Origin of the sequence: Candidatus Sphingomonas phytovorans (genome assembly GCA_029202385.1) — a bacterium.
Taxonomy (GTDB): Bacteria; Pseudomonadota; Alphaproteobacteria; order Sphingomonadales; family Sphingomonadaceae; genus Sphingomonas; species Sphingomonas phytovorans.
The window spans coordinates 4,026,619-4,039,466 of sequence record CP119314.1; the positions used below are offsets into that span (position 1 = coordinate 4,026,619).

The following is a 12,848-nucleotide window of genomic DNA, read 5'->3' on the forward strand; positions in this document are numbered from 1 at the left end:
CCGACTGGTATTTCTATGCGCTCGCGGTGCCGGCGGTGACGCTGATCGGCCTGTCCAAGGGCGGGTTCGTCGGCATGGGCGCCCTGTCGCTGCCAATCCTGGCGCTGGCGATCTCCCCCGTGCGTGCGGCAGCGATCCTGCTGCCGATCCTGATCGTGCAGGACGTGGTCGGCGTCTGGGCGTTTCGCAGGCAATGGGACGGGCATGTGCTTGGCTGGATGCTGCCAGGCTCCGTCATCGGCATCGCGCTCGGCTGGTTCTTCGCCGCGCAGGTTTCGGAGCGCGCGGTGCTTGGCGTGGTCGGCGCGATCTCGATCCTGTTCGGCGCCTATCGGCTGTGGGTCGACCGGCGCGGGGCGATCGGCGCCCCCGCACGCTCGCCGGGCTGGGTCGGCACCCTGCTCGGCATCGCCTCGGGCTTCACCAGCCAGATCGCCCATGCCGGGCAGCCGCCCTTCCAGATCTGGGTGATGCCGAAACGGCTCGAGCGCGACGTGCTGGTCGGCACCACCGCGATCTTCTTCGCCGTCACCAACTGGATGAAGGTGCCGGCTTATTGGGCGCTCGGCCAGTTCAGCCGCGAAAACCTGATGACGGCGGCGACCTTGCTGCCGGTGGCGATCGCCTCGACCCTGGGGGGCGTGTGGCTGGTGCGGCGCGTGTCGCCGACCCGCTTCTACACCGCGATCTATGTGCTGATGATCCTGGTCGGGGTGAAGCTGGTATGGGACGGGGTGGCGTGACGAAGGCCGGCGGTCCGGGCGGAGATGTGGCCCTCACCACGGGTCGAACCGGCTTTTGTCATTCATCAGCAAAATACCGGCAATGAATGGATTCTACATCTGCCCGTGACGACCGGGCGAATGGCCCGGCATCCAGCAGGAGATGAGCATGAGCCTGGCTCTGGCGGCGATCGCGGCAGCCATCGCGACGCATAGCGTGCACATCGATCATCACGGCACACCGGTCGAGGCGGTGTACAGCGCACGAACCGACATCCGCACACGGACGATCGGCGCACATACGCCCAACCGGATGGACGGCCGGCGCTGCACCTGGACGGCAACCATCCTGGTGGAGCGGCGGCTGGCCGATGGACCAGCCCTGACCCGGCCGGTGCCGGGCGAGCGGGCGCTTTCCGGCAATCTGCCAGGCCCGTGCGCGCGCGGCTCAAGGGCGATCGAGCGCGAGGTGGCGCGGGACGACGGCGTGATCCGTGCCCATCTCCTCGCGGCTGCCGAGCAGGATCGGACCGCCCTGCTCGCCGAGCTGGATACCGTCAGGAACATGGCGTCCAACTAGGGTGCGACACTATTTGACGCCGGGCATGACGCCGTTCCTTGCCTGCATCGCCTCGCTGGGAATCGCTGCCCCTGCCGTTGCGCAACTCGATACAGGACCATCCCTGTCGCTTGAGGCCGCCACCGACGAGCGCAGGCGCGGGCTGAGCTGGAGCGACGGCGAACCGGTCGTGCGCGCGGTCGCCGCGATCCCCGTCACGCAGGAGCTCGCGGTGGAGGCGACAGCCGTTTCGCTATGGGGAAGCAGTCGTCATGGCGGGGCAGGCGCGGTTGTCGATGTCCAGGCCAGCTATGCGCGCCAGCTGGGCGGGTGGCGCCTTTCCGCCGACGCCACCTATCGCCTTTTCCCCGGTGCCTCCGGCCAGGATTATGTCGAGCTGGGCACCGTTGCCGGATTCCTGATCGGTCCGGCGACGATCGAGCTTTTCGCGCGCTACGCGCCCAGGCAGCGCGCTATCGGGGGCGACAATCTCTATCTCGGGATGGCGCCGTCATTCGGCATTCCCGGCACGCCGCTCACGCTTTCCGGCCATGTCGGACGGTCATCGGGCGCGGTGAGCGATCCTTTCCGCGCCCGGCGCCTGCGGCCCGACGGACACTATTGGGATCACGGCGTTGCGCTGGATTATCGCAAGGGACGGTGGCTGGCCGGATTGCGCTATGCGAACAGCAGTATCGATCGCGCCGCCGCCGATCATGCCGGTGCCACGGTGATCGGGCGTGTCGGGATGGAATTCTGAGGGAAAAGGCGTCGGCAGCACAAGATGATAGTTCGCGCGGAGGCGCGAAAGGCGCTGAGAGGGACCGCAAGCGGCACGGGCGGTTCGCGATGACAGATATGTCCACGAACACGGAGCTTGCCAGTGCAGGAGGATCGAGGTCGGAAATGACCTCCGCGTTCCCTGCGCGAACCCTCCCTCCTTGTTGCAACCGCGCCAAATGACGTGAACGGCGATCCGACCTAGTCGAACAGCGACGACACCGATGTCTCGTCGGCGATGCGCTTGATCGCTTCGGCGAGCAGGGGCGCGATGGTCAGATGGCGGATGCGCTTCGCGTTCTCGACTACTTCATGGCTGCCGATCGAATCGGTGATGACCAGTTCCTCGAGCGCCGATCCTTCGACCCGCGCGACCGCGCCGCCCGAAAGAACGCCGTGCGTGACATAGGCGACCACGCCCTCCGCGCCCGCTTCCTTCAGCGCGGCGGCGGCGTTGCACAGGGTGCCGGCCGAATCGACGATGTCGTCGATCAGGATGCAGAAACGGCCCTCGACCTCGCCGATGATGTTCATCACCTCGGATTCGCCGGCGCGCTCGCGGCGCTTGTCGACGATGGCGAGCGGGGCGTTGTCGAGCCGCTTGGCCAGCGCACGGGCGCGGACCACGCCGCCGACGTCGGGCGACACGACCATCAGGTTGCGGTCGCCGAAGCGGGTCAGGATATCGGCCGACATCACTGGCGCGCCGTAGAGATTGTCGGTCGGGATATCGAAGAAGCCCTGGATCTGCCCGGCATGGAGATCGACCGAAAGAACGCGGTCGGCACCGGCGACGGTGATCAGGTTGGCGACGAGTTTCGCCGAGATCGGGGTGCGCGGCCCGGGTTTGCGGTCCTGCCGGGCATAGCCGAAATAGGGGATGACGGCGGTGATGCGCTTGGCCGAGGCACGGCGGAGCGCGTCGATGCAGATCAGCAGTTCCATGAGATTGTCGTTGGCGGGGTAGCCGGTCGACTGGAGCACGAACACGTCCTCGCCGCGGACATTCTCCTGGATCTCGACGAACACTTCCTCGTCGGCGAAGCGGCGGACGCTGGCGTTGGTCAGCGGGATTTCCAGATAATCGGAGATCGCGCGCGCCAGAGGCAGGTTCGAGTTGCCGGTCATCAGTTTCATGTGTGGTCCTTACCCCCGCCGATTGCGGCCTCCTTAGAGGCGCCGTAGGGCTTCGAAAAGGGTGCAGGGGCAGAACATGACGCGCGATGTAACATTCACGCCCAGCGAGGGCGACTATATCGCGGCCAATCTCGCATGGCAGGCGCGTGCGCCCCATCGACGATGGCTGTTCTGGCTGACGCTGGCGTTGGGCGTGCTGACGACCGGCAGCATCCTGCTCTCTCTCGCAAGAGGGCTGTCGCTGATGGATGCCGTGAGCGATTCAGCTATTATGCTTGCCGCACTCCTGATCTTCCTGGCGCATGGGCCGGTGAACCGCCTTCTGATTCCACGTCAGGTCCGCAAGATGCTGGCGCAGAACAAGGCGCTTCTTAGTCCGGTGCAGTGCCAGTGGAGCAACGAGGCCATCACCTTTTCAGGCAAGAGTGGGAATTCCACCATTGACTGGAAAGATCTCCACCGGTGGTTCAGCGACGAAAGCTCGTTCGTCTTCCTGCTCAGCGACCGTCTCATGCTGCTCTTGCCGACGCGCGCGCTGAGCGGCGCGCAGCAAGAGGATTTGCACATGACCGCCGTCAGGTTCGGGCCGGAACCTCGCTAAACAGACCGTTGGCACGCCGACATCGTGATCGCGATCGAGCGTCCCGGTTGTTGCCGCCGGGCGCGGCGTCTACAGCCGCACCCATGACCGTTCTCACCCGTTTCGCGCCGAGCCCGACCGGCCGGCTGCACGTCGGCAATATCCGCACCGCGCTCCACAACTGGTTGTGGGCACAGAAGCGTGGCGGACGATTCCTGCTGCGTATCGACGACACCGACAAGGAGCGGAGCGAGGAGCATTATGTCGAGTCGATCCGTGCCGACCTCGCCTGGCTTGGGTTGAACCCCGATGGCGAGGAACGGCAATCGGCGCGTTTCGCGCTGTACGAGGCGCGCTTCGCCGCGTTGCGCGACGCGGGCCATGTCTACCCCGCCTATGAAACGGCGCAGGAGCTTGACCTGAAGCGGAAGATCGCGGCGGGGCGAGGGCTGCCGCCGGTCTATGACCGCGCGGCACTGGCACTGAGCGACGACCAGCGCGCGGCGCTTGAGGCCGAGGGTGTTGCGCCGCACTGGCGCTTCAGGCTCGACCATGGCGCCGCGATCGAATGGGACGATCTGATCCGGGGGCACCAGCGCTTCGATCCGGCGACGATGAGCGACCCGGTGATCCGCCGCGCCGACGGATCGTGGCTCTATATGCTGCCCTCGGCGATCGACGATGCCGAGATGGGCGTGACTCATGTCGTGCGCGGCGAGGATCATGTGTCCAACACAGCGCTGCAACTGCAGATGTTCGCCGCCCTGGGAAGCCCCCCGCCGGCTTTCGCGCATGAGGCGCTGCTGGTCGGGAGCGAGGGCAAGCTGTCCAAGCGACTCGGCTCGGTCGGCGTCGACCAGTTCCGCGAAGCCGGGATCGAGCCCGAGGCGGTGCGTGCCTTGCTGGCCCGGATCGGAACGAGCGATCCGGTCGAGCCGCTGGTCGATACCGCCAGGCTGGTCGATACCTTCGATTTCGGCCGGTTCGGACGGGCACCGGCGCGGTTCGACGAGACGGAGCTGAGCGCGGTCAATACGCGGATCGTCCACCAGCTCGATTTCGACTCGGTCGCGGCGCGGCTGCCCGACGGCATGGGCCGGGTGGAATGGGATGCGGTGCGCCCCAACCTCACCATCGTCGCCGAGGCGGCTGACTGGTGGCGGGTGATCGAGGGGCCGGTCGAGTCGGAAACCGACCCGGCCGATGCCGGTTTCCTGGCCGAGGCGGCGCAGGTGGCGGGTTCGATCGACTGGTCGGCCGACCCGTGGCACGCGCTGACCGCCGCGCTGAAGGCGTCGAGCGGGCGCGGCGGCAAGGCCTTGTTCCTGCCGCTGCGGCGGGCGCTGACCGGGCTGGATCATGGGCCGGACATGAAGGCGTTGCTGCCGTTGATCGGACGCGAACGGGCGCTGGCGCGGCTAACGGCCTGAGGCCTTCGGGCAGGGTGGCGGCGAACCTTCGCGCCTTCTTCGCGGGCTGAAATGATATCTTGTATCTCAATAGTTATGTTGTAACATCCCTGTCGAGATCGAGCGCAAGACTCGACCGCCCACCAAGGAGAGTGATGGAGGCAGGCAATGTACGCAGACCGTTACGCGAAACAGAAGAAGCTGGACCCGGGCAGCCTTGGCCTTTCGGCATTGCTGGTCGGCGGAATCATGACCGGGATGATCTTCTCGGCACCCAATATCGGGACGGTTCTGAAAGATCCCGGCCTGATAATCCGCAACATCGAATTGACGCCACCGCCACCACCAAATCCCGAGCCCCTTCCGAAGAAACCGGAGGTCAAGCAACTCGATACGCAGACGCATATCATCCCGCCGATACAGCATGTCACGATCGACAAGCAGGAAGCCTTCGTGGTGAATCCCGGCCCGAAAGCCGTCGAGATCACCGAAGGAACAGGGACAGGCATTGGCGGCGGTGGGGGCGAGATCCTCACCAAACCGGCTCCCGTCGTCGTCGATGCCGTGGTCGATCCGCGCTATGCCGCCAACTACCAGCCCGAATATCCGTCAAGCGAGCGCCGGCTGGGCAATGAGGGCCGGGTCGTGGTCAAGGTGCTGATCGGCACTGACGGCCGGGTAAAGCAGGTCGAGATGGTCAGTTCGCCGAGCAGCAGCTTCTTCGAGGCGACCCGCCGTCGCGCGCTGGAGAAGTGGCGCTTCAAGCCGGGCACCCGCGATGGCGTCCCCATGGAGACATGGAAGACGATGGCGGTGCGGTTCGTGATGACCGAGGAATGACCGCTTCCGATCGCGCCGGGGCTTTGCCTTGGACCTCCGGCGCGATCGGGAGACCTCCGGACTGGCATCGCGCCGTCCATGCGCCTATCTTCCTGCCATGAGTTTCCTGCGCGCCATCTCCCCCCTGCGGGCTTACCGCGACCTCCGGCAGTTCCTGGCGACGCGCAAGACCTATGAGCTGGTCTTCCTGGTGCTGTCGATCGTGGTGACCTGGACGATCATGTTCGCGATCGCCAATAATTCGACGGTCGAGAAGGTCTATCGCCCCAACATCGTCTATGTGGAGCAATGGTCGGCCAACCGCACCGATGCGGAGATCATCGCCCAGCAGAAGATCGACGGGCCCAAGGAAAAGGCTGCCGCCGAGGAAGTCAGGCGGCAGGATGCCGAGACTCAGGCAGCCTATAAGCGCCTCGACGACAAGCTGAAGAAGTACGGCCTCTGACGACCGCCGACGCGCGCTGGATGGGAGCGGCGCTCGCGCTCAGCGAGCGCGGCAAGGGGCTGACCGCGCCCAACCCCAATGTCGGCTGTGTGATCGTGCGCGGCCACCAGGTGGTCGGTCGGGGCTGGACCCAGCCCAACGGGCGCCCCCATGCCGAAGCGATGGCGCTCGCCGAGGCCGGTGCAGCGTCCGGCGGCGCGACCTGCTATGTCAGCCTAGAACCCTGCGCTCATGAATCGCCGCGCGGCCCGGCCTGTTCCGACCTGCTGATCGCCGCCGGCGTGGCGCGCGTGGTGATCGCGCTGCACGACCCCGATCCCCGCACCGATGGCGACGGCATATCGCGGCTCCGCGCCGCCGGAATCGAGGTGGTGACCGATGTCCGCGACGGCGACGCGCGGCGCGCGATGGCCGGGTTCCTGACGCGCCAGGCACTGGGACGGCCGCAGGTGACGCTGAAGCTGGCCATGTCGCTCGACGGCGCGGTGGCGATGCACGACGGCACCAGCAAATGGATCACCGGTGCCGGGGCGCGGGCACACGCGCATCTCGAACGGGCGCGGCACGAAGCGATCCTGGTCGGGCGCGGCACGCTCGACGCCGATTCACCGACGCTCGACGTCCGGCTGGCCGGGCTCGAAAGTCGAAGTCCGCGACGGCTGGTCCTGTCCAGCGGGAACGCGCCGGACGGCTGGGAAATACTCCACGACCCGGGCGAGATCGGCCGCCTGAAAGGCGTCGACCATCTCCTGGTCGAGGGCGGCGCACGGACGGCAGCGGCTTTCCTGAAGGATGATCTGGTCGACAGGCTGTTACTCTATCGCGCCCCGATCCTGGTCGGGAATGGCCGCACCCTGCCGGATATCGGTCTGACCGACCTTGCCCATGCGCATGATCGCTGGACGTTGCAGGATGCGCGGCGGCTTGGCAGCGACCGCGTCGAGGTTTACGAGCGCGCCAAAAGCCCCGTCTCATCAGGAAAAGTGGGAACTGGTTTTCCGCCCGGATGAGGCGACAACGGAAGGCACTATGTTCACCGGAATCGTTACCGACATCGGAATCATCGAGCGAGTAGAGGCGCTGGCCGACACGCGCGTGGTGATCGGCACCAGCTACGACACGGCGACCATCGACCTGGGCGCCTCGATCTCCTGCTCGGGCGTGTGTCTCACCGTCATCGACAAGGGCCCCAACTGGTTCGCCGTCGACGTGTCGGGCGAGACTATCTCGCGCACCGCCCAGGGCCAGTGGACCGAGGGACGCCGGCTCAACCTCGAGCGCGCGCTGAAGCTGGGCGAGGAACTGGGCGGCCATATCGTCACCGGCCATGTCGACGGCATCGGCGAGGTCGAATCAGTGATCGAGGAAGGCGGATCGCACCGCGTGCGGATCAAGGCCGGGCCCGACATCGCGCCCTTCATCGCGCCCAAGGGATCGGTCACGCTCGACGGCGTCTCGCTGACCGTCAACGAGGTCGAGGACTCATCCGGCAGCGTCACGATCGGCGTCAACATCATCCCGCATACCGCGGCGGTCACCACTTTCGGCAGCCTCGCGGCCGGCGATCCGATCAATATCGAGATCGACGTGCTCGCCCGCTACCTCCAACGCATGGAGCATTATCGTGCAAAAGCCTGAACTCGCGCGTCTGCGCCACGGCTTCCTCTCCTCCCCCGAGGAGATCATCGACGAAGCGCGCAACGGCCGGATGTTCATCCTGGTCGATGACGAGGACCGCGAGAATGAGGGCGACCTGGTCATCCCCGCCCAGATGGCGACGCCCGAAAAGATCAATTTCATGGCGAAGCATGGCCGCGGGCTGATCTGCCTCGCCTTGACCAAGAAGCGTGTCGACGAGCTCGGGCTCGACCTGATGAGCCGCCACAACGGCACGCGGCATGAGACCGCCTTCACCGTCTCGATCGAGGCACGCGACGGCGTCACCACCGGCATTTCCGCCGCCGACCGTGCGCGCACCGTCGCGGTGGCGATCGATTCATCCAAGGGCCGCGAGGAGATCGTGACCCCCGGCCATGTCTTCCCGCTGGTCGCGCGCGACGGCGGCGTGCTGGTGCGCACCGGCCATACCGAAGCGGCGGTCGACGTGTCGCGCCTTGCCGGCCTCAACCCGTCGGGCGTGATCTGCGAGATCATGAACGAGGACGGGACCATGTCCCGCATGGACGATCTCGTCACCTTCGCGCAGTTCCACAATCTCAAGATCGGCACGATCCGCGACCTGATCGCCTATCGCCGGCGCCACGACCATCTTGTCGAGAAGCGCGCCGAGACGGTGTTCCACAGCAAATGGGGCGGCGACTGGAAGGCGATGACCTTCTTCAACAAGGCGACCGGCGACGAGCAGGTCGCGCTGGTCAAGGGCAAGATCGACCCCGAAAAGCCGACCCTTGTGCGCATGCACAGCCTGTCGATGTTCGCCGACGCGTTTGGCGAGGAATCGCCCCGGTCAGGGCTGTTGTCCTGCTCGATGGAGGCGATCGCGGCCGAGGGAACTGGCGTCATCGTCGTCATCAACCGGCCGATGAAGGATTCGATGACCCGGACCATCAAGCTGCGCACCGAGGGCAAGGCGGTCGACGCGCCGGAAGCCGCCGAGCTGCGCGACTATGGCGTCGGCGCGCAGATCCTGGCCGAACTGGGCGTGCAGGACATGGTGCTGCTGACCAATACCCATCACACCCTGATCGGGCTCGACGGCTATGGCCTGTCGATCGTCGGCGAACGACCGATCCCCGGCACTGGAGGCGAATAATGGCGAACGTCCTGATCGTGGAAGCACGCTTCTACGACCATCTGAACGACCTGCTGCTCGAAGGCGCGCGCGCCGCGATCGAGGAAGCGGGGCATCGTCACGAGACGATCACCGTTCCCGGCGCGCTGGAGATTCCCGGCGCGGTCGCGCTGGCATCGGAGAGCGACGACTATGACGCATTCGTCGCGCTGGGCGTGGTGATCCGCGGCGAGACCTATCATTTCGAGATCGTGGCGGGCGAGAGCGCGCGCGGCCTGATGGCGCTGTCGATGGACGGCGTGGCGATCGGCAACGGCATCCTGACCGTGGAGAACGAGGCCCAGGCCTTGGCCCGGGCGCGTCGCAGCGAAAAGGACAAGGGCGGCGAGGCGGCCAAGGCGGCGCTGGCGATGCTGGCGCTGAAAGACCGGTTCGGCTGAGGCGCCGATGAGCCAGGTTCCGCCACCGCGCTATCGCATCGTGGAGCGGGACCGGCGGCTGATCGTCATCGACAACTGGGCAGGCGACAAGACGCCCCCCTCTTCTTTTCCCCAGGTTCGTCCAACGGCGTCACTTCCTCCAACGCCGTCACCCTCCGGGCGCGACCTGTTGCCGCGAACATCCGGCGGGTCGGCGAATCGGATTGCGCGGGCGGGCGAAGACGGGGGCACGCTCCTTCGCCAGCTCGCCCTCGCCGCCTGTGCCGGCGCCGAGGATGCGGAAGGCAGGCCGATCTTCACCAGCGCATCATGGTTCGACAGCAAGGCAAAACGCGAATTCAGCCTTGGCCGGTCGGGGGTCGAACGGCTCGGCGGCACCGTGCTGGCCTTTCTGATCTTCATCGGCCTCATCGCCATCCTGGCTTTCGCCATCGGGTTCGAGGCGCTGTTCGTGCCCGTCTTCCTGTTCGTGGTGGTCGGCAAGAATATCCCCGCGATCGGCACGCGCTGGGTCGACAGGCTTGAGAAGCTGCCGGTCGATTGACCCGCGCGCGCCCTTACTTATACTGATGTAAGTAAGGAGACCTCGCATGGCGCTGGCGCATAGTTTCAAGGCGAATCCGCACTGGCTGCCGCGGCAGCGACCCAGCGCCATCGCGGCCATCCCAGGCGAGAACGGGCTGCCATTCGTCGGCAACACGCTGAAGATGCTGCGCGACCCGATCGCGTTCGGGCAGCACATGGTTTCCAACTATGGCCGGGTCTTCCGCAACCATGCATTCGGCGGGCCGACCGTCAGCCTGATGGGCCCCGAGGCGAACGAGCTCGTGCTGTTCGACCGCGACCGGATCTTCTCGTCGGAACAGGGCTGGGGGCCGATGCTCAACCTGCTGTTCCCGCGCGGACTGATGCTGATGGATTTCGAGAAGCACCGTGCCGACCGCAAGGTGATGTCGGTCGCGTTCAAGCCCGAACCGATGCGCCATTATGCCGAGGCGCTGAACGCGGGCATCTCGCGCACCGTTTCCGGCTGGTCGGGCAAGCCGATGCGTTTTTACGACTCGATCAAGGCACTGACGCTCGATCTCGCCGCCGACAGCTTTCTCGGCATGCCGCTTGGCCCGGAGGCCGACCGGATCAACCAGGCCTTCGTCGACGAGGTCCAGGCGTCGGTCGCGCCTGTCCGCGTGCCGCTGCCCGGCACGCAGATGCGCAAGGGGGTAAAGGCGCGCGCCTATCTGATCGAGCTGTTCAAGCGCGAGATTCCGAAGCGGCGGGCCGGCACCGATGAAAATGGCGGTCATGATTTCTTCTCGCAATTCTGCCGCGCGACCGATGAGGCGGGCCAGCCGCTGAGCGACGACGCGATCGCGGACCATATGAATTTCCTGATGATGGCGGCGCACGACACCATCACCTCGTCGGCGACCAGCCTGGTCATGCTGCTGGGCCGCAACCCCGAATGGCAGGACCGGCTACGCGAGGAGATCGCCGGCCTTGGCCTGAACGACGATGCCGGCCTGCCCTATGGCCAGCTCGACCGGCTGGTCCTGACCGAATATGCTTTCAGGGAGGCGCTCCGGCTGGTGCCGCCGGTACCGTCGCTGCCGCGACGGGCCGTGCGCGACTTCGAATTCGGCGGATATCATATCCCGGCCGGCACCATGATCGGCATTAGCCCGGCCTATACCCACAAGATGCCCGAGCACTGGCCCGATCCGCAGCGTTTCGACCCGATGCGTTTCTCCCCCGAGGAGAGCAAGGGCCGGCACAAATATGCCTGGGTGCCGTTCGGCGGCGGCGCCCATATGTGCATCGGCCTGCATTTCGCGACGATGCAGATCCGCATCCTGATGGCGCACCTGCTCAGCCGCTACCGGATCGAGCTCGACGAAGGATCGGGGGCCGAATGGCAGGCCTGGCCAATCCCCCGGCCGAAGGACGGGCTGCCGGTGCGGTTCGTGCCGCTGGGATAGGGCCGGCTCTTTTCCGCCATGCCGCACCTGTCCCGCTATCCACAGCCCCGATCACCGCGGCTGTAGAAGGGAGCCCCCGGAACAAGTCCGGGGGTAGCAGGGTATGCTATTCGGCCGCGACGTCTTCCAGTGCCGGATAGTCGGTATAGCCCTCGGGCCCCTGGCTGTACCAAGTCGCCATATTGTCCGGATTGAGCGGCGCGCCCTTCTCCAGCCGGACCGGCAGATCGGGGTTGGCGAGGAACGTGCGGCCGAAGCTGATCGCGTCGGCCACGCCCGAATCGAGCGCTGCCTGCGCATCCCCGCCGAGATAATCGGAGTTGAGCACCAGCGGGCCGGAAAAGGCCTGGCGAATCTCCGGCGAGAGCTTCGGCTGGTCGGACCGCCCGAACGTACCGTCGGGACCGGGCTCGCGCAGTTCGAGGAAAGCGATACCGATCTCTGACAGCATCTTCGCCGCGGGCACGAACACCGCCTCGGGGTTGCTATCCTTCGTACCCTGCGAATTGCCGTTGGGCGAGAGGCGCACCCCGGTGCGATCAGCGCCGGCGATGCTCGCGACACGCTCGGTCACCTCACGCAGGAGGCGCACGCGATTCTCCGGGTGGCCGCCATATCGATCGTCGCGGAAGTTGGAATTGTCGCGCAGGAACTGGTCGATCAGATAGCCGTTCGCCGCGTGAATCTGCACCCCGTCGAAGCCCGCCGCGATCGCGTTGCGAGTCGCGCGTTCATAGTCGTCGAGCAGGCCGGGGAATTCCTCGAGCGCGAGCGGCCGCGCCTCCTCATAATCCTGCTTGCCGTCATAGGTATGCGCCTGGCCAGGCGCGGTCGTCGCCGAGGAGGAGACTGGCTGTGCGCCGCCCAGGCTCGAATGGACGATACGGCCCATATGCCAGAGCTGCGCGACGATCCGCCCGCCAGCCGCATGCACCCGGGCCACCACCGGCTTCCAGGCTTCGGTCTGTTCATCAGTCCACAGGCCCGGCGCGAACGGCCAGCCAAGACCCTGGCGGGAGATGCCGGTCGCCTCGGAGATGATCAGCCCCGCGCTGGCGCGTTGCGCATAATAATCGCCCATCAGGGGCTGTGGCACATGATCGCGCGTCGAGCGGCCCCGGGTGAGCGGCGCCATCAGCACGCGGTTGGGCGCGTGGATCGCGCCAAGCTGGATCGGATCGAAGAGGCTGGGCATGAAACTGAGTTTC

15 protein-coding genes are annotated in these 12,848 nt (G+C 66.2%); 13 read left to right on the forward strand and 2 right to left on the reverse strand.

What is annotated here, in order from left to right; genetic code table 11:
• Positions 1 to 26: 26 nt before the first annotated feature.
• The 3 genes from P0Y59_18505 (at position 27) to P0Y59_18515 (ending at position 2,041) form a co-directional block, all read left to right on the forward strand.
• Complete coding sequence (locus tag P0Y59_18505; GenBank protein ID WEJ98916.1) at positions 27 to 743, forward strand: sulfite exporter TauE/SafE family protein; 717 nt, start codon at positions 27 to 29, stop codon at positions 741 to 743.
• Positions 744 to 891: 148 nt separating this feature from the next.
• Positions 892 to 1,302, forward strand: coding sequence for a hypothetical protein (locus P0Y59_18510; GenBank protein ID WEJ98917.1), 411 nt, complete (start codon positions 892 to 894; stop codon positions 1,300 to 1,302).
• A 25-nt stretch (positions 1,303 to 1,327) separates the two neighbouring features.
• A complete protein-coding gene (locus P0Y59_18515; GenBank protein WEJ98918.1) occupies positions 1,328 to 2,041 on the forward strand; it encodes a hypothetical protein in 714 nt (237 codons plus the stop codon).
• Between the two features lie 221 nt (positions 2,042 to 2,262).
• Here P0Y59_18515 and P0Y59_18520 read toward each other — a convergent pair whose 3' ends face one another.
• Positions 2,263 to 3,198: a ribose-phosphate pyrophosphokinase gene (locus P0Y59_18520; protein WEJ98919.1), complete on the reverse strand. Its 936-nt coding sequence runs from the start codon at positions 3,196 to 3,198 to the stop codon at positions 2,263 to 2,265.
• Between the two features lie 76 nt (positions 3,199 to 3,274).
• On the opposite strand from P0Y59_18520, the gene P0Y59_18525 reads away from it, so the two are divergent.
• The 10 genes from P0Y59_18525 (at position 3,275) to P0Y59_18570 (ending at position 11,640) form a co-directional block, all read left to right on the forward strand.
• Positions 3,275 to 3,799: a YcxB family protein gene (locus P0Y59_18525; protein ID WEJ98920.1), complete on the forward strand. Its 525-nt coding sequence runs from the start codon at positions 3,275 to 3,277 to the stop codon at positions 3,797 to 3,799.
• Between the two features lie 83 nt (positions 3,800 to 3,882).
• Positions 3,883 to 5,208 (forward strand): glutamate--tRNA ligase, encoded by a 1,326-nt coding sequence (gltX, locus tag P0Y59_18530; protein ID WEJ98921.1) that lies wholly within the window; start codon positions 3,883 to 3,885, stop codon positions 5,206 to 5,208.
• 147 nt (positions 5,209 to 5,355) lie between these two features.
• Positions 5,356 to 6,027 carry an energy transducer TonB gene (locus tag P0Y59_18535; GenBank protein ID WEJ98922.1) on the forward strand — a complete coding sequence of 224 codons (672 nt, stop codon included), beginning with the start codon at positions 5,356 to 5,358 and terminating at the stop codon, positions 6,025 to 6,027.
• Positions 6,028 to 6,124: 97 nt separating this feature from the next.
• Positions 6,125 to 6,472, forward strand: coding sequence for a hypothetical protein (locus P0Y59_18540; protein WEJ98923.1), 348 nt, complete (start codon positions 6,125 to 6,127; stop codon positions 6,470 to 6,472).
• Between the two features lie 20 nt (positions 6,473 to 6,492).
• Positions 6,493 to 7,482, forward strand: a complete 990-nt coding sequence (gene ribD, locus P0Y59_18545) for a bifunctional diaminohydroxyphosphoribosylaminopyrimidine deaminase/5-amino-6-(5-phosphoribosylamino)uracil reductase RibD (protein ID WEJ98924.1) — start codon at positions 6,493 to 6,495, stop codon at positions 7,480 to 7,482.
• 19 nt (positions 7,483 to 7,501) lie between these two features.
• A complete protein-coding gene (locus tag P0Y59_18550; protein WEJ98925.1) occupies positions 7,502 to 8,110 on the forward strand; it encodes a riboflavin synthase in 609 nt (202 codons plus the stop codon).
• Entirely contained in the window at positions 8,094 to 9,245 is a 1,152-nt protein-coding gene (gene ribB / locus P0Y59_18555) for a 3,4-dihydroxy-2-butanone-4-phosphate synthase (GenBank protein ID WEK02620.1), read from the forward strand. Before P0Y59_18550 ends, ribB begins: the two co-directional genes overlap by 17 nt.
• Positions 9,245 to 9,664: a 6,7-dimethyl-8-ribityllumazine synthase gene (gene ribH / locus P0Y59_18560; GenBank protein WEJ98926.1), complete on the forward strand. Its 420-nt coding sequence runs from the start codon at positions 9,245 to 9,247 to the stop codon at positions 9,662 to 9,664. Before ribB ends, ribH begins: the two co-directional genes overlap by 1 nt.
• 7 nt (positions 9,665 to 9,671) lie before the next feature.
• Positions 9,672 to 10,208 carry a hypothetical protein gene (locus tag P0Y59_18565; protein WEJ98927.1) on the forward strand — a complete coding sequence of 179 codons (537 nt, stop codon included), beginning with the start codon at positions 9,672 to 9,674 and terminating at the stop codon, positions 10,206 to 10,208.
• Positions 10,209 to 10,254: 46 nt separating this feature from the next.
• Positions 10,255 to 11,640, forward strand: a complete 1,386-nt coding sequence (locus P0Y59_18570; GenBank protein WEJ98928.1) for a cytochrome P450 — start codon at positions 10,255 to 10,257, stop codon at positions 11,638 to 11,640.
• A 106-nt stretch (positions 11,641 to 11,746) separates the two neighbouring features.
• Here the strand turns inward: P0Y59_18570 and P0Y59_18575 are convergent, their stop codons facing one another.
• Positions 11,747 to 12,835 (reverse strand): alkene reductase, encoded by a 1,089-nt coding sequence (locus P0Y59_18575; protein WEJ98929.1) that lies wholly within the window; start codon positions 12,833 to 12,835, stop codon positions 11,747 to 11,749.
• Between the last annotated feature and the right edge of the window lie 13 nt (positions 12,836 to 12,848).

Excerpts from the sequence above, each read along its gene's own strand:
- P0Y59_18575 (WEJ98929.1), bottom strand. The coding sequence starts at position 12,835 with ATGCCCAGCCTCTTCGATCCGATCCAGCTTGGCGCGATCCACGCGCCC.
- P0Y59_18520 (WEJ98919.1), bottom strand. The coding sequence starts at position 3,198 with ATGAAACTGATGACCGGCAACTCGAACCTGCCTCTGGCGCGCGCGATC.
- P0Y59_18525 (WEJ98920.1), top strand. The coding sequence starts at position 3,275 with ATGACGCGCGATGTAACATTCACGCCCAGCGAGGGCGACTATATCGCG.
- ribD (WEJ98924.1), top strand. The coding sequence starts at position 6,493 with ATGGGAGCGGCGCTCGCGCTCAGCGAGCGCGGCAAGGGGCTGACCGCG.
- P0Y59_18540 (WEJ98923.1), top strand. The coding sequence starts at position 6,125 with ATGAGTTTCCTGCGCGCCATCTCCCCCCTGCGGGCTTACCGCGACCTC.
- P0Y59_18510 (WEJ98917.1), top strand. The coding sequence starts at position 892 with ATGAGCCTGGCTCTGGCGGCGATCGCGGCAGCCATCGCGACGCATAGC.
- P0Y59_18565 (WEJ98927.1), top strand. The coding sequence starts at position 9,672 with ATGAGCCAGGTTCCGCCACCGCGCTATCGCATCGTGGAGCGGGACCGG.
- gltX (WEJ98921.1), top strand. The coding sequence starts at position 3,883 with ATGACCGTTCTCACCCGTTTCGCGCCGAGCCCGACCGGCCGGCTGCAC.
- P0Y59_18570 (WEJ98928.1), top strand. The coding sequence starts at position 10,255 with ATGGCGCTGGCGCATAGTTTCAAGGCGAATCCGCACTGGCTGCCGCGG.
- P0Y59_18515 (WEJ98918.1), top strand. The coding sequence starts at position 1,328 with ATGACGCCGTTCCTTGCCTGCATCGCCTCGCTGGGAATCGCTGCCCCT.
- P0Y59_18535 (WEJ98922.1), top strand. The coding sequence starts at position 5,356 with ATGTACGCAGACCGTTACGCGAAACAGAAGAAGCTGGACCCGGGCAGC.
- P0Y59_18550 (WEJ98925.1), top strand. The coding sequence starts at position 7,502 with ATGTTCACCGGAATCGTTACCGACATCGGAATCATCGAGCGAGTAGAG.
- ribH (WEJ98926.1), top strand. The coding sequence starts at position 9,245 with ATGGCGAACGTCCTGATCGTGGAAGCACGCTTCTACGACCATCTGAAC.